The 17,226-nt window shown below is 58.1% G+C and carries 22 protein-coding genes and 1 tRNA gene; 12 read left to right on the top strand and 11 right to left on the bottom strand.

Going from position 1 to position 17,226, the window contains the following annotated elements; genetic code table 11:
- Nucleotides 1–21 precede the first annotated feature (21 nt).
- The 6 genes from AC2FND_RS02285 (at nt 22) to AC2FND_RS02310 (ending at nt 4,758) form a co-directional block, all read left to right on the top strand.
- Nucleotides 22–459: a tellurite resistance TerB family protein gene (locus AC2FND_RS02285; RefSeq protein ID WP_209504296.1), complete on the top strand. Its 438-nt coding sequence runs from the start codon at nt 22–24 to the stop codon at nt 457–459.
- Entirely contained in the window at nt 456–1,205 is a 750-nt protein-coding gene (locus AC2FND_RS02290; protein ID WP_496767672.1) for a phosphate/phosphite/phosphonate ABC transporter substrate-binding protein, read from the top strand. Before AC2FND_RS02285 ends, AC2FND_RS02290 begins: the two co-directional genes overlap by 4 nt.
- A 128-nt stretch (nt 1,206–1,333) precedes the next feature.
- Entirely contained in the window at nt 1,334–2,110 is a 777-nt protein-coding gene (locus AC2FND_RS02295) for an ABC transporter ATP-binding protein (RefSeq protein ID WP_267365283.1), read from the top strand.
- A gap of 33 nt (nt 2,111–2,143) precedes the next feature.
- Complete coding sequence (locus AC2FND_RS02300; RefSeq protein ID WP_496767674.1) at nt 2,144–2,893, top strand: transporter substrate-binding domain-containing protein; 750 nt, start codon at nt 2,144–2,146, stop codon at nt 2,891–2,893.
- Nucleotides 2,894–2,972: 79 nt separating this feature from the next.
- Entirely contained in the window at nt 2,973–3,860 is an 888-nt protein-coding gene (locus AC2FND_RS02305) for an ABC transporter permease (RefSeq protein ID WP_496767675.1), read from the top strand.
- Between the two features lie 91 nt (nt 3,861–3,951).
- On the top strand, nt 3,952–4,758 hold the full coding sequence (locus tag AC2FND_RS02310) for an ABC transporter permease (RefSeq protein WP_209595834.1): 807 nt from the start codon (nt 3,952–3,954) through the stop codon (nt 4,756–4,758).
- Between the two features lie 92 nt (nt 4,759–4,850).
- Here AC2FND_RS02310 and AC2FND_RS02315 read toward each other — a convergent pair.
- Together AC2FND_RS02315 and AC2FND_RS02320 are read right to left on the bottom strand one after the other, a co-directional pair.
- Nucleotides 4,851–4,927 (bottom strand) — tRNA-His (locus tag AC2FND_RS02315).
- Nucleotides 4,928–4,975: 48 nt separating this feature from the next.
- Entirely contained in the window at nt 4,976–5,458 is a 483-nt protein-coding gene (locus AC2FND_RS02320; protein WP_496767677.1) for a GNAT family N-acetyltransferase, read from the bottom strand.
- Nucleotides 5,459–5,535: 77 nt separating this feature from the next.
- Between AC2FND_RS02320 and AC2FND_RS02325 the strand changes: the two genes are divergently transcribed.
- Nucleotides 5,536–5,724, top strand: a complete 189-nt coding sequence (locus AC2FND_RS02325; RefSeq protein WP_117869403.1) for a DUF6324 family protein — start codon at nt 5,536–5,538, stop codon at nt 5,722–5,724.
- A gap of 4 nt (nt 5,725–5,728) precedes the next feature.
- On the opposite strand, the gene AC2FND_RS02330 is transcribed toward AC2FND_RS02325, so the two are convergent.
- Nucleotides 5,729–6,160: an MmcB family DNA repair protein gene (locus AC2FND_RS02330; RefSeq protein ID WP_480481559.1), complete on the bottom strand. Its 432-nt coding sequence runs from the start codon at nt 6,158–6,160 to the stop codon at nt 5,729–5,731.
- A 114-nt stretch (nt 6,161–6,274) separates the two neighbouring features.
- Here AC2FND_RS02330 and AC2FND_RS02335 point away from each other — a divergent pair, with 114 nt between their 5' ends.
- Both AC2FND_RS02335 and AC2FND_RS02340 read left to right on the top strand, forming a co-directional pair.
- Entirely contained in the window at nt 6,275–6,595 is a 321-nt protein-coding gene (locus AC2FND_RS02335; protein WP_480476940.1) for an ArsR/SmtB family transcription factor, read from the top strand.
- A complete protein-coding gene (locus tag AC2FND_RS02340) occupies nt 6,592–7,017 on the top strand; it encodes an SRPBCC family protein (protein WP_496767678.1) in 426 nt (141 codons plus the stop codon). The genes AC2FND_RS02335 and AC2FND_RS02340 overlap by 4 nt, the downstream gene beginning before the upstream one ends.
- Before the next feature lie 214 nt (nt 7,018–7,231).
- Here AC2FND_RS02340 and AC2FND_RS02345 read toward each other — a convergent pair whose 3' ends face one another.
- From AC2FND_RS02345 to AC2FND_RS02365, 5 genes are all read right to left on the bottom strand, one after another.
- The gene (locus tag AC2FND_RS02345; protein WP_267365294.1) at nt 7,232–7,537 is read right to left on the bottom strand and encodes a hypothetical protein; all 306 of its coding nucleotides are present in this window, start codon (nt 7,535–7,537) and stop codon (nt 7,232–7,234) included.
- A gap of 59 nt (nt 7,538–7,596) precedes the next feature.
- Nucleotides 7,597–8,079: a transcription antitermination factor NusB gene (nusB, locus tag AC2FND_RS02350; RefSeq protein WP_480481565.1), complete on the bottom strand. Its 483-nt coding sequence runs from the start codon at nt 8,077–8,079 to the stop codon at nt 7,597–7,599.
- Nucleotides 8,076–8,627 carry a 6,7-dimethyl-8-ribityllumazine synthase gene (locus AC2FND_RS02355; RefSeq protein ID WP_480493476.1) on the bottom strand — a complete coding sequence of 184 codons (552 nt, stop codon included), beginning with the start codon at nt 8,625–8,627 and terminating at the stop codon, nt 8,076–8,078. Before AC2FND_RS02355 ends, nusB begins: the two co-directional genes overlap by 4 nt.
- Nucleotides 8,628–8,629: 2 nt before the next feature.
- Nucleotides 8,630–9,751 (bottom strand): 3,4-dihydroxy-2-butanone-4-phosphate synthase, encoded by a 1,122-nt coding sequence (gene ribB, locus AC2FND_RS02360; protein ID WP_209504308.1) that lies wholly within the window; start codon nt 9,749–9,751, stop codon nt 8,630–8,632.
- Nucleotides 9,752–9,855: 104 nt separating this feature from the next.
- On the bottom strand, nt 9,856–10,443 hold the full coding sequence (locus AC2FND_RS02365) for a riboflavin synthase (RefSeq protein WP_496767680.1): 588 nt from the start codon (nt 10,441–10,443) through the stop codon (nt 9,856–9,858).
- 141 nt (nt 10,444–10,584) lie between these two features.
- Here AC2FND_RS02365 and AC2FND_RS02370 point away from each other — a divergent pair, with 141 nt between their 5' ends.
- The 3 genes from AC2FND_RS02370 (at nt 10,585) to AC2FND_RS02380 (ending at nt 15,101) form a co-directional block, all read left to right on the top strand.
- On the top strand, nt 10,585–11,883 hold the full coding sequence (locus AC2FND_RS02370; RefSeq protein ID WP_496767682.1) for a capsule polysaccharide biogenesis protein: 1,299 nt from the start codon (nt 10,585–10,587) through the stop codon (nt 11,881–11,883).
- Nucleotides 11,884–11,963: 80 nt separating this feature from the next.
- Nucleotides 11,964–13,097 (top strand): polysaccharide biosynthesis/export family protein, encoded by a 1,134-nt coding sequence (locus AC2FND_RS02375; RefSeq protein WP_348540319.1) that lies wholly within the window; start codon nt 11,964–11,966, stop codon nt 13,095–13,097.
- A gap of 3 nt (nt 13,098–13,100) precedes the next feature.
- Nucleotides 13,101–15,101 (top strand): capsule polysaccharide biogenesis protein, encoded by a 2,001-nt coding sequence (locus AC2FND_RS02380; RefSeq protein WP_496767684.1) that lies wholly within the window; start codon nt 13,101–13,103, stop codon nt 15,099–15,101.
- Nucleotides 15,102–15,103: 2 nt separating this feature from the next.
- On the opposite strand, the gene ribD is transcribed toward AC2FND_RS02380, so the two are convergent.
- The 3 genes from ribD to AC2FND_RS02395 all read right to left on the bottom strand — a co-directional run bounded on the left by ribD (nt 15,104) and on the right by AC2FND_RS02395 (nt 17,205).
- Nucleotides 15,104–16,204 carry a bifunctional diaminohydroxyphosphoribosylaminopyrimidine deaminase/5-amino-6-(5-phosphoribosylamino)uracil reductase RibD gene (ribD, locus tag AC2FND_RS02385; RefSeq protein ID WP_496767686.1) on the bottom strand — a complete coding sequence of 367 codons (1,101 nt, stop codon included), beginning with the start codon at nt 16,202–16,204 and terminating at the stop codon, nt 15,104–15,106.
- Nucleotides 16,201–16,671, bottom strand: coding sequence for a transcriptional regulator NrdR (gene nrdR, locus AC2FND_RS02390; RefSeq protein WP_209504313.1), 471 nt, complete (start codon nt 16,669–16,671; stop codon nt 16,201–16,203). Before nrdR ends, ribD begins: the two co-directional genes overlap by 4 nt.
- Before the next feature lie 120 nt (nt 16,672–16,791).
- Nucleotides 16,792–17,205, bottom strand: coding sequence for a secondary thiamine-phosphate synthase enzyme YjbQ (locus AC2FND_RS02395; RefSeq protein ID WP_496767687.1), 414 nt, complete (start codon nt 17,203–17,205; stop codon nt 16,792–16,794).
- Between the last annotated feature and the right edge of the window lie 21 nt (nt 17,206–17,226).

Consider the following 17,226-nt stretch of genomic DNA (forward strand, 5'->3'; position numbering starts at 1 on the left):
AGCGCCCGCTATATCTAACCCATGTTCAGTGACTTTCTTTCCAGGCTCACACAGCCCAAGCCCGACCCGCTTGTCGAAGATGATGCCCGCCTGGCCCTGACGGCCCTGCTGGTGCGACTGGCACGTTCTGACAACGATTATTCTGATTCCGAGATGGCGCGCATCGACCGCATCTCGGCTGAACGATACGGTTTGTCCCCATTCGAAAGCGCGGCTTTGCGCGCCCGTGCCGAAGATCTGGAGGCTGAAGCCCCCGACACAGTCCGTTTTACCCGCGCCATCAAGGAAGCAGTCGCTTATGAAAACCGGCTGGCGGTGGTTCAGGCGCTGTGGTCAGTGGCCCTGGCTGATGGCCACCGTACGGGTGAGGAGGATTCGCTGCTGCGTCTGGTTGTCAGCCTGCTGGGGGTCAGCGACGTAGATTCGGCTTTGGCCCGGCAAAAGGCTGCCAAATCTTGATAGCCATGCTTGGCATGTACGACATGCCCGAGGTTCAGGCCGCCAATGACCGGTTCTGGGGGTTGATTCGTGCGCATCTGGGACATGGTCCGGAACAGCTGACCCGAGGCGCCGATGTTTGGCAGGTCTGGCTTGATCCCGATCTGGTGCTGGCACAGACCTGTGGAATGCCCTATCGCACACGCTTGCATGATCGGGTTCAACTGGTGGGCACCCCGGATTACGGCCTTCCCGGTTGTCCTGCCGGGCATTATTGCTCGGTCTTTGTGGCGCGGCGCGACGACAACCGCACGCTGGCGGGCATGACTGACGGTATCTTCGCGTATAACGAAGCGCTGTCCCAATCCGGCTGGGCGGCACCGATCACACATCTGTCCCGGGAGAACCTGCATCCTGCGTCGCTGTTGGAGACAGGCGGTCACGCGCTGTCGGCGCAGGCGGTATCGGACGGGAAGGCAGATTTCGCCGCACTGGATGCGTTGACCTGGATGATGTTGCAGGAACATACCGATCTGGGCGAAAGCCTGCGCGAACTGGCAAAAACCTCTCCGACACCGACCCTGCCCTATATTACCGGACCCGACCAAAACGTTGATCAGGTCGCAGACGCAGTTCGAGCTGCGATAAACAGCCTTACCGAACACGACCGCAAAACGCTGCACATTCACGGGCTGGTCGACATCCCGGCGGAGGAGTACCTGTCCGTACCGACCCCGCCACCGCCATGCGCACAGCGGATAATCTGATGACCAAATTGTCCGGTGCATTTGGTCAATTTGGCTGTTTCCGACCCTGAATTTGCGAATTGCGCATTGCATTGAGCAATTTTTTCGGCCCTATTACCGCACCAACACCACAAACTACTGGACTGCCCGTGACAGAAATCGCTCCCGTCATCGAAATCAAAAACCTTCACAAAAGCTTCGGCAATCTGGAAGTGTTGAAGGGGGTGGATATCACAGCGCATGGCGGCGACGTGGTCTCGCTGATCGGGTCGTCGGGGTCAGGAAAATCAACTTTGCTGCGCTGCTGCAATCTGTTGGAAGACAGCCAGCAGGGTGAAATCCTGTTCAAAGGCGAGCCTGTCAAATGGTCGGGCGATAGCCATGGGCGTCGCCCCGCGGACCCCAAGCAGGTTCTGCGCATCCGCACCAACCTGTCGATGGTGTTTCAGCAGTTCAATCTGTGGGCGCATATGACCATCCTGCAAAATGTGATGGAAGCCCCTGTGACCGTTCTGGGCCGCGACAAGGCCGAAGTGGAAGACAGCGCGCGCAAATACCTTGAGAAAGTTGGTATTGGCGACAAATGTGACGCCTATCCGGCACAATTGTCCGGCGGTCAGCAACAGCGCGCCGCGATCGCACGGGGGCTGTGCATGGAACCGCAGGCGTTGTTGTTCGACGAACCGACCTCGGCGCTGGATCCCGAACTGGAACAGGAAGTGATCAAGGTGATCAAGGATCTGGCAGCCGAAGGGCGCACCATGATTATTGTGACTCATGACATGAAAATGGCAGCAGATATCTCGAGCCACGTGGTATTTCTTCATCAGGGCCTGATCGAGGAAGAAGGTTTGCCCGAAGATATCTTTACGTCACCCGAATCTGAGCGGCTTCGGGGCTTTCTCTCCGCCACTCAGGCGGCTTAACTTCAAGAAAAGAACCAAACTGGGGAGTAACCAATGAAAAACCTGATTCTGTCCACTGCAGCCCTGGCGCTGACTGCTGGTATCGCGATGGCCGACACGGTCCGCATGGGCACCGAGGGCGCCTACCCTCCTTACAACTTCATCAACGATGCAGGTGAAATCGACGGGTTCGAGCGTGAAGTCGGCGACGAGCTGTGCAAACGCGCTAACCTGGAGTGTGAATGGGTCAAGAACGACTGGGATTCGATCATTCCGAACCTGGTCTCGGGCAACTACGACACCATCATCGCCGGTATGTCGATCACAGCCGAACGTGATGAGGTCATCGACTTTACCCAAGACTATTACCCGCCGACTGCTTCGGCCTATGTCGCGACCTCTGACTCGGCAGACGTAACCGGCGGTGTCGTTGCTGCGCAAACCGCCACGATCCAGGCGGGCCACGTTGCCGAATCTGGTGCAACCCTGGTCGAATTCGCGACCCCGGAAGAAACCATTGCAGCCGTCCGTAACGGCGAAGCCGATGCCGTTCTGGCCGACCGCGACTATCTGGTGCCGTTGGTCGAGGAATCGGGCGGTGAGCTGGTCTTTATCGGCGATCCGGTTCCGCTGGGCGGCGGCGTCGGCATGGGCCTGCGTGAAAGCGACGGTGAACTGCGCGGCAAGTTCGACGAAGCCATCACTTCGATGAAAGCTGACGGCACGCTGAACGAGATGCTGATCAAGTGGTTCGGTGAAAGCACCGCCACGTACGGTACTGACGGTTCGGTCGTCACCAACTAAGACCTGACCAATCCCGGTCCGGTGCTTTGGCGCCGGGCCGCTTCCGGCCTAGCCGGAACAGACGTTGGAAAGACGCCATATGTTCTCGTACTGCGCTGATCCTGACACGCTGGGCACGTTCCGCTGGTTTTCATGCTACCTGACCAATGGCGTCCACTGGTCGTTCTACCTGTCTTTCATCAAGGTTTTGGCCTTGCTGGCTGTGACCGCCCCTGTCGCTCTTGGCTTCGGGTTTGCAGGTGCCATGGCGGCGCGCTCGCATTTCCCCCCGCTCAGCTGGCTGGGCAAAGGGTATATCGCGATTGTGCGCGGCGTGCCCGACATTGCGTTTTTCCTGTTCTTCGTCATCGCGTTGGATCAGGCGTTTGAGTGGACGCGGCATAAGATATTGTGCCCGGACTGGACCGACCCAATCCGCCAGGGCAATGACTTCCTCGTTTGTCAGGCCGCCAAGCTGCCACTCGGAACCGCGCCTGAATGGGTGCATGAAACCTATGGGTTTTTCCTTGCGATCATCACCTTCTCTATCGTTTTTGGTGCTTTCGCGGCCAATGTCCTGTTCGGCGGAATGCGCGCCGTACCACATGCGCAACTGGAAACGGCCGAAGCTTATGGCATGAATCGCCGCCAGACCTTCTGGAAAATCCTCGTACCTCAGATGTGGGTTTACGCGCTGCCCGGCCTGTCCAATCTGTGGATGGTGCTGATCAAGGCGACACCCCTGCTCTTCCTGCTGGGCGTCGAAGATATCGTGTATTGGGCGCGCGAACTTGGCGGCACCAAAACCTCGAAATTCACGCAATATCCACATGGCGATTGGCGCATGTGGTATTTCCTGTTCCTGCTGATCTTCTACCTTGGCATGACCCGTTTCTCGGAAATTGGGCTGGAAAAACTGATGCGGCGATTGTCCCACGGACAGGCCACTTCCGGCGGAGAGCTTCTGCGCAAGGAGACCACGGCATGATGATCCGCGTTCAAGACCGCAACCGGGTGCCGCACGCGATTGCACAGCAATCTCCTTCGCGCCCGCAATCTCCTTTCCAAGGAGCCCGATCATGAGCTGCATCCAGACCATTCAGGATTACGGCCTGCGGTCGCTTGGCTTTGGCGAACGCCTGCTGCCCAAGACCGATTTCACCCTGTGCGAACAGTTCACCCTGATCGGCTCGGGCATGATCTGGAACATCTATTTCGGCGTCATGGCGCTGGCGACCGGGTTCTTTCTGGCCACCGCGCTGGCCGTCGGCAAAGCCTCGACCAACAAATGGCTGCGCAAACCTGCCGAATGGTTCATCTTTCTGTTCCGGGGCTCGCCCCTCTTTATCCAGTTCTTCTTTGCCTATTTCTTCTTCCTGTCGCTGAAGAAAACATATCCGATGTTCGACGCCTTTACCTCGGCCTGGCTGGGGGCGCTGATCGTGTTGTTCCTGAACACTGCCGCTTATTCGGGTGAGATTTTTTATGGTGCCCTGCGCTCGATCCCCAAGGGAGATATCGAAGCAGCAGATGCCTATGGCATGTCGGGATGGTCGCGGTTTCGGCGGATCGTCTGGCCCACCATGCTGCGTCTGGCCTGGCCGGCCTACACAAACGAGGCGATCTTTCTGTTCCATGCCACCACACTGGTCTTCTTCTCGGCCTTTCCGGCCTGGCAACAACGTGGCGACGCGCTCTATTACGCCAGCTATTTCGCGGACAAAACGTTCAACCCGTTCATCCCCTATCCAATTCTGGCGTTCTATTTCATCCTGCTGACATTGGTAATTGTCGGGGGATTTGGCCTGATCAACAAACGCCTGAACCGCCACCTGCCCACCGCCAAACGAGCAAAAATGCGGTTCAAACTGAACCTGGCGCGCTAAAGGTCATCGCGCCGGACATTCCGGCGTTCAAGCCTACACAACGCTTTTAATACGCTTGGCGGTGCGAACACGGACAGTCGATTTTGGGGGAATGGTACCGCCTCCCTGGCTTGAACAGGGGACCTCTGGATCCACAATCCAGCGCTCTAACCAACTGAGCTAAGGCGGCACTTTGTGAGGGGCGATGTACCGAACGCGCCGGGGGAATGCAAGAGGATTAAAGCCTAATTCTCCAGCTTTGTTCGACAAGATCGACGCCAAAGGAATGCACCGGTTTGCTGTCGATCAGTTCCCAGCCAAACGCCCTGTAAAGCGCGCAGGCAGCCGTATGACTTTCATGGGTCCACAAAACCATTTCCCGATATCCAGCCTCGCGTGCGAAGTCTGTACAGGTCTGTAACAGCCGTTTCCCCAACCCAAGTCCGCGCGCTTCGGGGACAAGCAGGAAGAGGCGCAGTTTGGCGGTTGTCTGGTCAACACGCACGCTGAAAATACTACCCAATCTTTGCCCAGCCCGTTCAGCAATCCAGCCTTTTTCAAAGGACGGGTCATTGTTGGCAATGAACTCCTCAAGGATGCGCGCAACCAATGGGGCAAAGCTGTCATCAAATCCTTCGTCGCGCGCATAGAGCAACCCGTGCTGTTCGACCAGCCACGCGGCATCATCGGGGCGAAACGTTCTGAGAACCACATTTTCCATGTTTTATCTGACCGCAAAGGTGACTTGATTCTCAACCCCGTGCGCGCTAGCACGAATGCTCAGTCTCGGAGGCATAGATGGGCATCAATACCGAACGCGATATTCAGGCCAACCTGCAAATCGGTCCGACCGATCAGGGGATGGTACGCTTGTTCATCGAAGCCGACGGCATCGAGATTCCGATGGATTTCGACCCCGAGGAAGCCGAAGAAATCGCCGACGAGATCCGCGCCGCGATACAGGCCGCCCTCGCCGTCAAAGGCTGAGCTTTTACAAGCGCGGATCGCGCAGCGCATGCAGTCGGCGTGCTGCATCTGTTGCAAATTTCTGGATCATCTTCTTGCGCCGCGCCGGGGCAAGCTTGTCCTCGGGCGCCATGCGCACGATCTCGGCATCATAGGCGTCGGCAATGATCAAGCCCGTTTCATCAGGTAACAGATCGGTCGGAAACTCGGTATCCACGGCCCAGAAGAATCGGTCACACCATTCCAAATAGCCCTGCCATTTGGCATCCGATTGATAATCGGCACGGCTGGATTTGCATTCGATAACCCAAAGCTCACCTTTGGGACCCAGCCCCATCACATCGACACGCAGACCACGTGCCGGAACGAATTCTTCAACAGAAACAAAACCATGCGCGGCAAGGTGGCGAGCGACGCCACGCGCGAGCTTCTGTCCGGGCTGCAAATCTAACAACATTCCCCAAATGTGAACAATTGGTGAACAAAAGTAAAGTACTGCATCGCGCTTGACATGATACCATTTGGTATCGTATTAATGCGATACCAAATGGTATCCCATCTGGAGTTGCTTATGGATAACCGAACTCAAAACGCGTTCCGTGCGCTTGCCGATCCCACGCGTAGGGACATTGTACAATTGCTCTCGTCTCAGGACATGACCATCGGGCAGTTGACAGACCGGTTCGACATGACCCGGGCCGCGGTCAAAAAACACCTGACGGTCCTATCCGACGGCGGCTTGATCACCGTTGAAACCCGTGGCCGCGAACGCATTAACCGTCTTGAACCACAAGGCATGGCCCCCGTTCTGGACTGGCTCAGATATTTTGACCAGTTCTGGGACGATCGCCTCAACTCTCTCAAGGAAGCTGTTGAAAGGAAATCGAAATGACCGATGCAGTTCTGAAGAAATCGATCTTTCTGAGGGCCGAGCCGGAAACGGTTTGGGCTTATCTTACAGACCCGGATCGTCTGGCGGAATGGTTCCACAAACCTCAACACCCTCTGTCCGCGGGTCAAAAGTTGGAGATGTTTGGCACGACAAGCGGCGACCTGTTGATTTGGGGTGAGGTTCGCGTCGCCAACCCTCCCAAATATCTGGAATACACGTTCACCGTAAAGCCGATGGGCGACGCTGTGAGCGTAGTCAAATGGACCCTGGAACCCGTCGCAGGCGGGACGCGCCTTGACCTGCGGCATGAAGGTTTGCCGCAGGGGGCCGATGCCTTTGGCCTGATCCTGGCACTGGACAAGGGTTGGGACGAGCACTTTGGCAAGGTGCGCACGGCATTGCACGAAACTGTTGATGCCTGACCCCTTGTGCGAACCCGTCAGACGCCCTACTTAAGCGCGTGGCGGGTTCTGCCCTTCTTGTGACAGGTAGCATTCTGGTGGCCTTAAGCAATTCCGAGGGGGCTGGCTCTGTTCAGGTCCTGGCCTGATTACCTGGCGCCCACCTGTATATACAGGTCCTCGGGAATCAAACCACACGGTTGTTTGGTGGTCCCGCCACATTTTCCCCGAAGATTCAGCGCCCTGCGGGTGCTTCCTGCTTTGCGACCGCCGGTTCAAAGCTGTGTACAACAGGGGTACCCCGGCGCGGGCCTTGCGGCTTTTCTGCCATGCTCATGATCTTGTAGGCGAACTGGACACCGGCAAAGACAATGCCGTTCATGAACCAGATCATCACCAAAGCGATAAGACCGATTTCCGAACTGGTTATCAGATGGCGCAGGTTTGCGACATTCAGCGCCAACAGGACGCCGACAAACACAGCCGAAATGACAAAGCCCCAGGCAACTTGCGTGATATAAAGGCGGATCAGTTTGGGCATGGCGAACCTCTTTGCGCTATGACATTCAAGTTAGCGCATATCTGGTTCTCGTAAAGGCGTCAGAATGCCTCGGGCTGTGCCTCGCGGGCCATATGATCCAGCACAGCATTGACGAATTTCGGCTCTTTGCCTTCCGGGAAAAACGCACGCGCAACGTCAACAAATTCAGTGATGACAACCTTTGGCGGCGTGTCGCTTTGGGTCAGCTCTGCCCCAGCCGCACGGAACAGCGCCCGCAAGGTCGGGTCTATCCGAGCGATCGGCCATTTGGCGACCAGCGCACGGTCCGTCATCTGGTCGATGGCCGCCTGATAGTTCACCGCATTGTCGACCAACGAGCGGAAGACGCTGATATCACCGTCCAACATTTCCTCACCCTCATAGACAGCGCCAAAACGGTGATCCAGAAACTCATTCACGACAGCTTCGGTCGTTTGCCCGGACTGTTCCATCTGGAACAGCGCCTGCACGGCATAAAGCCGGGCGGCGGATTTCATCAGGCGTTTCTGGTTGGCCGGTTTCGGCGCGTCTGTCTTGGTCATGCTGTCGAGGGTCCGTTGCTGTCGCCCGCCACGAGGATGGACTCGGACGGCGGTTTGAAACCAACGCCCTTTTTGGAAGAGCCCCACTTACGGCTGAGCGCGATCAGATGCAAGGCCGCAGCAGCAGCCCCACCCCCTTTATTCATCTTTTTCGGGTTCGCGCGGACTTCGGCCTGCGCGTCGTTTTCCACAGTCAGAATGCCATTGCCGATGCACAGGCCCTGTAGGCCCATCAACTGGATGGCCCGGCTGGAGTCGTTGCAAACAGTTTCGTAATGCGTAGTCTCGCCGCGAATGACGCAACCCAGCGCGACGTAGCCGTCAAAGTTGCATTGACGGTCGGCCATAGCGATGGCGGTTGGGATTTCCAGCGCGCCGGGTACCTCGACCACTTCGCAGGTTCCACCCGCGGCTTCGATTTCGGCCTTCGCGCCCTCGATCAAGTTATCGGCAATCGCACGATAAAACGGCGCCGCCACGATCAGCAGCTTGACCGGCTTGTCAAATGTCGGTGTCGGCAGAACGCCATGTTCGTCTTGAGCAGCCATGATCAGTCTTCCTTCAGAATCGAACGGGTGCCGACGATGGACAGGCCAAACGCGTCAAGCCCCAGATATACGGTTTGCGGCGAGTCGGTCAGCAGGACCAGTTCCTGAATTCCCATCTTGGACAGGATCTGCGCCCCCAGACCGGTTTGTTTGATTGTGCGCGGCCCCTCGTCGCCCGTTGCATATAGCGAGTTGCGCGGTTGACGGAACAGGCAGACCACGCCCCGTCCTTCTTCAGCAATCTTTTCCATGGCGCGCGGCAGTTCGCGCGAGGATTTCGGACCAAGACCCAGAATATCGGGGGCCTCGTGCAGGGCGTGGGTGCGGGTCAACACCGGCTCGGGTGTTGTGATATCGCCCTTGATCATGACCACATGTTCGATGCCATGGGTCTGATCGGTGAACAGCCGCATCTCCCACTCGCCGCCATATTCTGACGTCACCATCTGACGCGAGGTTTCGACCACCAGATTGTCATTGCGCGACCGGTAGGCGATCAGGTCACTGATCGTGCCGATCTTCATGTTGTGCTCTTGCGCAAACTCAACCAGATCGGGCAGACGCGCCATGGTGCCGTCGGGTTTCATGATCTCGCAGATCACGCCCGAGGGGTTCAGACCGGCCAGACGCGAGATATCAACGGCAGCCTCGGTATGACCGGCACGCACCAGCACCCCGCCCCGCTTGGCGCGCAAGGGGAAGACGTGGCCGGGCGTTGCGATATGGGCCATCGTGTTCTGCTCGTTGATCGCAGTTGCCACGGTCAGCGCACGGTCGGCGGCAGAGATCCCGGTACTGACCCCTTCGCGCGCTTCGATGGACACGGTGAATGCGGTTTCGTGCCGGGACGAGTTGTTCACTGCCATCATCGGCAACCCAAGCGCTTCGACACGTTCTGCTGTCATCGGCAGACAGATCAGGCCACGGCCATGGGTGGCCATAAAGTTAATGGCCTCGGCATCAGCGAACTCGGCAGCAATCACCAGATCGCCCTCGTTTTCGCGATCTTCGTGGTCGACCAGAATATACATCCGGCCCGCACGCGCCTCTTCAATAATGTCTTCGATCGGGCTGATCGCGTCGCGCAGCCGGGCCTCGACCGGGCCGGGTGTCTCAAAGCTCATTGGGCAGCCTTTCGCATGGCATGTTTGAACGGCGGAATAGACCACTAAGGGCACAAAGACCAGTCCACAAACGGCGCAGGTCTGTTCCGACGCGACGTATCGTATCAGGACATTTCGGCCAGACGCGCCACATAACGGGCCAGCGTATCGATCTCAAGATTGACCCTGTCACCGACCTGCACGTCACCCCAAGTGGTGACCTCCTTGGTGTGTGGAATGAAGTTGATGCCAAAATCGCAATCTGTCACGTCATTGACCGTCAGGGATGTGCCGTTCAGTGCCACCGACCCTTTGCGCGCGATAAACCGTGCAAGATCTTTTGGCGCGCGCAGGGTGACGCGGGTGCTGTCGCCGTCTTCCTTGATCGCGATCACCTCGGCTACGCCATCCACATGGCCCGAAACGATGTGACCGCCCAGTTCGTCACCAACCTTCAGGGCGCGTTCCAGATTGACACGCTTGCCGACAGCCCAGGTGTCGAGATTGGTTTTCGAAACGGTTTCCGCGCTGATCTGGACGTCATACCAATCGTCGCCCAACGCGATCACGGTCAGGCACACACCGTCACTGGCAATCGAGGCCCCGATATCGATGCCCGCAGTGTCATAGGTGGTCCTGATCCGCGCACGCAGGTCTCCCTGCTGCTTTAGCTCGGCGACGGTGCCCATGTCGGTGACGATCCCTGTAAACATTCCGTTAACCCTCAGTTCCTAACCTGTGCCTGACTTTCACCGTCGAGGTAAGGCCAACGGGCCGCGCGGGCAAGCCCTGCCTTGCCGTACACCCACCAAACGGGCATAGTTTTGGCAACAACAACAATACGAGCAGTTCGGATGCCGCACCCGCCTTCAAGGTCTCATGATCGGGTCTTCCTGTTCCTTCAGGGCCCGCACGGACCTTTTTTCCCGGCCTTGGGGCGTATGTTGCGCGCCACGGGGGCTCGGGTCTGGCGGGTTGGGTTCAATGCAGGCGATCAGGCGTTCTGGTTTGACAAGGCAAGCTACATCCCGTTTCAGGACAAACCGGAAAACTGGCCTGCAACACTGTCCTCGTTGATCGCTGAAAAAGCAGTTACGGATATTGTTCTATATGGCGACACCAGACCCATACATGCGCGTGCGGTCGAAATCGCGCGGTCTTGCAAAGTTACCTTACATGTATTCGAGGAGGGGTATCTGCGCCCCTGGTGGGTGACTTATGAGCGGGACGGATCAAATGGAAACTCAAGGCTGATGTCGCTGGACGTTCAGCAAATGCGCCAGGCCTTGGCCCTGTCCGACCGAAAGGCGCCGCCGCCCCCGTCGCATTGGGGAGACATGCGGCACCATATCTTCTATGGCGCCCTTTATCATTGGTTCGTGATGGCCCTGAACAGTCGCTACCGCAACTTTCAACCGCACAGGGAATTACCTGTCTCGCAAGAATTCAGATTGTACCTCAAGCGACTGTTTTTGATACCTTTTCACCACCTTCAGCGAAGTGTGGCGACCGCGCGGGTCAGATGGGGCGGATACCCCTATCATCTGGTACTGTTGCAGCTTGGGCATGACAGCTCGGTGCAGGCTCATTCCAGCTTTTCGGGCATGTGTGAATTTCTTGAGCTGGTAATCGAAGGATTTGCGCAAGGCGCGCCTGCCCATCACAGGCTGGTGGTAAAGGAACACCCGTTGGAAAACCATCGCGAACCGTTGCGACGCCGGGCCCGCGAAATTGCCAGAAAACATGGCATCGACAACCGTGTTCATTATGTGCCGGGCGGCAAGCTGGCCAGATTGCTGGATGAGGCGAGTTCAGCCGTCACCGTGAATTCCACCGCCGGACAGCAGGTCCTGTGGCGGGGTATTCCATTGCGCATTTTCGGGCGTTCGGTTTACGACAAGCCCGATTTCGTCTCACAGCAGCCGATCGCAGCGTTTTTCGCCGATCCCCGCCACCCGGATGCCGAAGCCTATCGCTGTTATCGGCAATTTCTTCTGGAAACCAGTCAGGTACCCGGCGGGTTCTATTCAAGACGAGGCCGCCGTCAGCTGCTGCGCCGCGCCGTGGATATGCTTTTGGACACCAACGATCCTTACCAATCGGTCCTGAATACGAACGAGGCGCGAACGACACAGTTGAAAGTCGTCGAATGAAACGGGTGGTGTGTGACTGGAAGTTAAGCAACTTACCAGCTAATCTGCACGCAACTACAAAAGACTGAGGATATCGGGCGGTGAAAGTCTCTCCTAGGCGATGGATGCGGGGTGTGTCCCTTGTGGCTGCAATTGGTCTGCTGGCTGCGTGCCAGTTGCCAAAATCCGGACCGAACAAATCCGAAATTCTGGCCGGTTCAGTTCAAAACGGGGGCAACGCATATGTCGTTGAAGTTGACGACAATGTCACACGCGCGACGTCCGCCATTCCTCAGTATGGCTTTTCGTCCTCCTTCAGCAGTGCCCAGACATTGACCGCAGATACCGTCCGCCCTGGTGACGTGCTGGGGCTGACCATCTGGGAAAACGTCGACGATGGCTTGCTGTCAGGCGAAACCGGTCTTGCGACCGCGTTGAACGAGGTTCAGGTCGATAGTGACGGATTTATATTTGTCCCCTATGCAGGCCGGATTCGGGCCGCGGGAAACACGCCGGAACAGCTGCGCGTTCTGATCACAGACAAGCTTCAGGAACAAACGCCGGACCCGCAGGTCGAAGTACGGCGCGTCGCGGGTGACGGGTCCACCGTCTCGCTGACGGGCACGGTCGCCGCACCGGGCATTTATCCGATTGAACGGCCAACCCGATCGCTGCTTGGTATGTTGTCCCAGGCGGGCGGGGTCTCGGTCGCGTCGGACATCGCGCTGGTGACCCTGATCCGGGGCGATCAGAAGGGTACCGTTTGGTACGAGGACCTGTTCCGCAACCCCAAGCTGGACGTCGCCCTGCGCGGTGGCGACCGCATTCTGGTGGAAGAGGACAGCAGATCGTATATCGCCCTTGGCGCAACCGGGGGCCAATCGCGCGTGGCATTTGAAAGCCAGGACCTGTCGGCTCTGGAAGCCTTGGCGCAGGTCGGTGGTCTGCTGACGCTTTCCTCGGATCCAACGGGAATATTCATTCTGCGCAAGGAACGTCAGGATGTCGCCCGCAGTATCACCGGACGCGCCGACCTCAAAGGGGATCAGCGCATGATCTACCTACTGAACCTGACAGCCCCCAACGGCCTGTTCATTGCGCGCGATTTCGTGATCCGGGATGATGATACAATCTACGTGACCGAAGCGCCCTATGCGCAGTGGAGCAAGTCGATCTCACTTATCGCAGGCGGTCTGACGCCCGTTGCAAACGTTGCCACGCTAACCGGCAATTGATGCATGTGGCCCGATCCCGACACGTCAACCGGGAGCGGGCAAAATCGGCTGTTTGTCTATAACGGCGGCTTTCTGACCCAGAAACGTCTGAGACGTATTCTGTCGCTTTCGGGTTACGACATTCGTCTGGGATTTCCGAAAGAAGGCGATTGCGTAGGCGTCTGGGGCAACAGCCCGACAGCACATCGCGGCCTTAAGATCGCCGAAAAACACGCTGCCCCGGTTCTGCGGGTCGAGGACGCCTTTCTCAGATCTCTGCACCCGGGCCGGAATGGCGAGCCCCCCTTGGGGCTGTTGCTCGATCGTTCCGGCCTGCATTTCGATGCCGCCACGCCGTCTGAACTTGAGACAGTGCTGACCACGCACCCTCTGGATGACACGGCCCTGCTGAACCGTGCCCGCGCCGCGATCACGCGGATCAGAGAGCTTAACCTCAGCAAATATTCCGCCTTCGATCTCGATCTTGATCCACCCGATCCGGGCTATGTTCTGGTGATCGATCAGACGGTCGGCGATGCGTCGGTTACTGCAAGCGGAGCGGACCGCGCCCGGTTCCTTGAAATGCTTGTCTTGGCGCAGGAGGAAAACCCCGGCGCGCGTATCCTGATCAAGACACATCCTGAAACACTGGCGGGTCACCGTCAGGGGCATTTCACCGATCAGGACCTGTCAGACCGGATATCGCGGTTCAGCGATCCGATCAGCCCATGGCCGTTGCTTGAAGGGGCTATTGCTGTTTACACCGTGTCCTCGCAACTGGGGTTCGAGGCAATTCTGGCGGGCCACAAACCGCGTGTGTTCGGCCAACCTTTCTATGCCGGATGGGGCCTGACGCAGGATGACAGACCCGTTCCGCGCCGCCAGCGCAGTCTGACACGGGCGCAATTGTTCGCGGCCGCCATGCTGCTGTACCCGACTTGGTACGATCCCTATCGCGATCAATTGTGCGAGCTGGAAAGGGTGCTGGACACGTTAGAGGCACAGACCCGCGCCTGGCGACAGGACAAGAACGGCTGGACGGCATCCGGGATGCGCTTGTGGAAACGCAGGCATCTGCAACAGTTTTTCGGGCAACATGGAAAGCTGCGCTTTACGGCATCTCAAGCCGGCACGCCGGACCGCCCCCACATGGTCTGGGCCAGCCAGGCAAGGAACACCGAAGGGGCGGTTCGGGTCGAAGACGGGTTCCTGCGTTCACGCGGGCTTGGGGCGGAACTGGTCCCGCCACTGTCGCTAGTGACGGACGAGATCGGTATCTATTACGACCCGACAAAACCCAGCCAGTTGGAAGAGCTGATCACTTTGCGTGAAACGTTGAGGCCAGATCAGGACCTGCGCGCAGAGCGTCTCGTCGAGAACCTTTTGGCCGCAGGCTTGAGCAAATACAATACCGGCAATCCCGCCTGCCCCCTGCCCGAAGGCCATCGAATTCTTGTGCCCGGACAGGTCGAGGACGACGCCTCAATCCTGTTGGGAACAAGCGCGGGTCGCAACAATCTGGACCTGCTGAAAGCTGTGCGCGACGCCAATCCCGATGCGATCCTGATTTACAAACCTCACCCCGATGTCGAAGCGGGTCTGCGCGAAGGCAGGATCGATGCCGAGGCGATTGCAGACATTGTCGTAACCCAAACAGACCCCGCATCATTATTGCCGCACGTGCAGGAAGTATGGACCATGACATCGCTTCTGGGGTTCGAAGCTTTGCTGCGCAGCGTGCAGGTTACAACTCTGGGCGCGCCCTTTTATGCGGGTTGGGGGCTGACCACGGATCTGGGGGCTGTTCCCGCCCGGCGTGGCGCAAGACCGACGTTGATGGGCCTCGTCCATGCCACCTTGATTGATTACCCTCGTTATTTCGACCCGGTCACAGGGCAACCCTGCCCCGTCGAGGTTGCCGTTGAACGTCTGGCGCAGGGCACTTGTGTTCCGACCGGTCCGTTCAATCGTGTTCTGTCAAAACTTCAGGGTGTGTTTGCGACACATGCGCACTTGTGGCGCTAACGCTAGTCCGACGCCCTGCGCCAACGGTGCAGGATATCGCCACCCACCACTTTCGCTTCAATCAGTTCGAACCGTGGCGCGACGTCCAGTGTCGTCAACGCCAATGTTCCAACTGCCGCCAGCCCCTCGGCACCGATGGTCAACCCAGCGGTAAATCCGACCAGTTCATCCACCAGATCCTCGGCCAGCAGCGACGCTGCCAGCGCCGCCCCACCTTCGCAGAAGACGCTGGTCAGACCGGCTTGTCCCAACTGTTGGAGAAGATCGACCGCGTCAATCTGATGATCTTTCAACGCGCAGGGGATCAGCTTTGCACCTAGTCTTTCCCAGGCTTTCGCGCGCTCGGCGTCCGGGTGATGCGCATGGCAGAGCCAGACAGGTGTCTTTGATGCCGTGCGAGCCAAATGCCCCATCAGGGATATGTCCATATGGCGCGAAACCACAACGCGCACGGGCTGATGATCAATGCCAAGGTCCCGAACCGTCAGTGACGGGTCGTCGGCCCGCGCCGTGCCGGCACCGACCATCACCGCATCGTGGCGCGCGCGCATGGCATGGACGACGCGGCGCGCCTGTGGCCCGGTAATCCATTGGCTGTGCCCGGTCGAAGTTGCGATCCGCCCGTCAAAACTGCTGGCCAGCTTGAGGGTTACAAAAGGTCGGCCCTGCTCGGTTTTCAGGAAGAAGCCTTCCAGATCACGTTCCGCCTGCTCTGCGAGGACACCGGTTACGACCTTAATTCCGGCCTCGCGCAACTTGGCAAAGCCCTGCCCTGCTACACGCGGATCGCTGTCTTCCACGGCTGCCACGACACGGGCGACACCCGCAGCAATCAAAGCCTCGGCACAGGGGGGTGTTTTGCCGTGATGGGCGCAGGGTTCCAAAGTCACATAGGCGGTCGCGCCATGTGCGGCCTGCCCGGCTTGCGCCAAAGCCTCGGTTTCGGCATGGGGGCGACCGCCCTGCTGGGTCCAACCGCGCCCGACAATCCGGCCTTTGCGCACGATAACGCAACCCACGGCAGGGTTTGGCCAGCACATCCCCTGGCCGCGCCGCCCCAGTGACAGGGCCAGCGCCACAAATCGCTTATCTGTTTCGCTCACTCGTCCGTCGAAGGCTGCGGCGGTCGCAGTTCGTGGACAAACTCCTCGAAATCATCGGCCGCCTGGAAATTCTTGTACACACTCGCAAAGCGAACATAAGCGACGGTATCGATCCGCGCCAGAGCTTCCATAACGATCTCACCGATCTTGTGGGACGGGATATCCGTGTCGCCCATGCTTTCCAGCCGGCGCACAATACCCGAAATCATCTGATCGATCCGCTCGGGATCAACTGGCCGTTTCTGCATCGAGATGCGGATCGAACGTTCCAGTTTATCGCGGTCGAAATCTTCGCGTTTACCATTGGTCTTTATGACAACCAGATCACGCAGCTGCACACGCTCATAGGTCGTGAACCGCCCGCCACATGCTGGGCAAAACCGACGTCGGCGGATTGCCACGTGGTCCTCTGCCGGGCGTGAATCTTTTACCTGAGTATCGATATTTCCGCAAAACGGGCAGCGCATCCGCCGTCTCCTCGTCCCTTGTTCCGCCTCTTTTTGTAAGTGCTGCGACTTACTTATCCACAACTATAGGGCAGCAACTAGGGTTTGGGTAGTCGGAAATTTCAACCGCTAGATAAAGGGTCAGGTCAGGTGTGCTGCAATCCGTCTCTGGTGTGGTGCCGTGCGGTGTTCAAACAGATAGATCCCCTGCCATGTTCCAAGGCACGGGCGACCCTGCACCACAGGTATCGACAAGGATACCGGCAACAGCGCAGCCTTTATATGCGCTGGCATGTCATCGGGGCCTTCGTAAGTATGCCTTAGATACGACATTGACGGGTGATCGGATGGCGGCACCAGCCTTTCGAAAAACGCCCGAAGATCAGCTTGAACTTCGGGGTCCGCGTTTTCCTGAACAAGCAATGAACAGGAGGTGTGGCGAACGAAAAGCGTCAGTAAGCCATCCGTCGCCACCTGCCCAAGCCAATGCGTCACTTCAGACGTGAATTCGTATAGCCCTGATCCTTTTGTACGGATTGCAAATTCAGTCTGCATTCGCGGTGTCTCGCCGTTCTG

Source organism: Ruegeria sp. BHSB056, from assembly GCF_059613305.1.

Excerpts from the sequence above, each read along its gene's own strand:
- AC2FND_RS02395 (WP_496767687.1), bottom strand. The coding sequence starts at position 17,205 with ATGCAGACTGAATTTGCAATCCGTACAAAAGGATCAGGGCTATACGAA.
- AC2FND_RS02370 (WP_496767682.1), top strand. The coding sequence starts at position 10,585 with ATGCCGCACCCGCCTTCAAGGTCTCATGATCGGGTCTTCCTGTTCCTT.
- nusB (WP_480481565.1), bottom strand. The coding sequence starts at position 8,079 with ATGACCAAGACAGACGCGCCGAAACCGGCCAACCAGAAACGCCTGATG.
- AC2FND_RS02320 (WP_496767677.1), bottom strand. The coding sequence starts at position 5,458 with ATGGAAAATGTGGTTCTCAGAACGTTTCGCCCCGATGATGCCGCGTGG.
- AC2FND_RS02285 (WP_209504296.1), top strand. The coding sequence starts at position 22 with ATGTTCAGTGACTTTCTTTCCAGGCTCACACAGCCCAAGCCCGACCCG.
- AC2FND_RS02310 (WP_209595834.1), top strand. The coding sequence starts at position 3,952 with ATGAGCTGCATCCAGACCATTCAGGATTACGGCCTGCGGTCGCTTGGC.
- AC2FND_RS02380 (WP_496767684.1), top strand. The coding sequence starts at position 13,101 with ATGTGGCCCGATCCCGACACGTCAACCGGGAGCGGGCAAAATCGGCTG.
- AC2FND_RS02355 (WP_480493476.1), bottom strand. The coding sequence starts at position 8,627 with ATGGCTGCTCAAGACGAACATGGCGTTCTGCCGACACCGACATTTGAC.
- AC2FND_RS02305 (WP_496767675.1), top strand. The coding sequence starts at position 2,973 with ATGTTCTCGTACTGCGCTGATCCTGACACGCTGGGCACGTTCCGCTGG.
- AC2FND_RS02340 (WP_496767678.1), top strand. The coding sequence starts at position 6,592 with ATGACCGATGCAGTTCTGAAGAAATCGATCTTTCTGAGGGCCGAGCCG.
- AC2FND_RS02365 (WP_496767680.1), bottom strand. The coding sequence starts at position 10,443 with ATGTTTACAGGGATCGTCACCGACATGGGCACCGTCGCCGAGCTAAAG.
- AC2FND_RS02325 (WP_117869403.1), top strand. The coding sequence starts at position 5,536 with ATGGGCATCAATACCGAACGCGATATTCAGGCCAACCTGCAAATCGGT.
- ribB (WP_209504308.1), bottom strand. The coding sequence starts at position 9,751 with ATGAGCTTTGAGACACCCGGCCCGGTCGAGGCCCGGCTGCGCGACGCG.
- AC2FND_RS02345 (WP_267365294.1), bottom strand. The coding sequence starts at position 7,537 with ATGCCCAAACTGATCCGCCTTTATATCACGCAAGTTGCCTGGGGCTTT.
- AC2FND_RS02300 (WP_496767674.1), top strand. The coding sequence starts at position 2,144 with ATGAAAAACCTGATTCTGTCCACTGCAGCCCTGGCGCTGACTGCTGGT.
- nrdR (WP_209504313.1), bottom strand. The coding sequence starts at position 16,671 with ATGCGCTGCCCGTTTTGCGGAAATATCGATACTCAGGTAAAAGATTCA.
- AC2FND_RS02330 (WP_480481559.1), bottom strand. The coding sequence starts at position 6,160 with ATGTTGTTAGATTTGCAGCCCGGACAGAAGCTCGCGCGTGGCGTCGCT.
- AC2FND_RS02335 (WP_480476940.1), top strand. The coding sequence starts at position 6,275 with ATGGATAACCGAACTCAAAACGCGTTCCGTGCGCTTGCCGATCCCACG.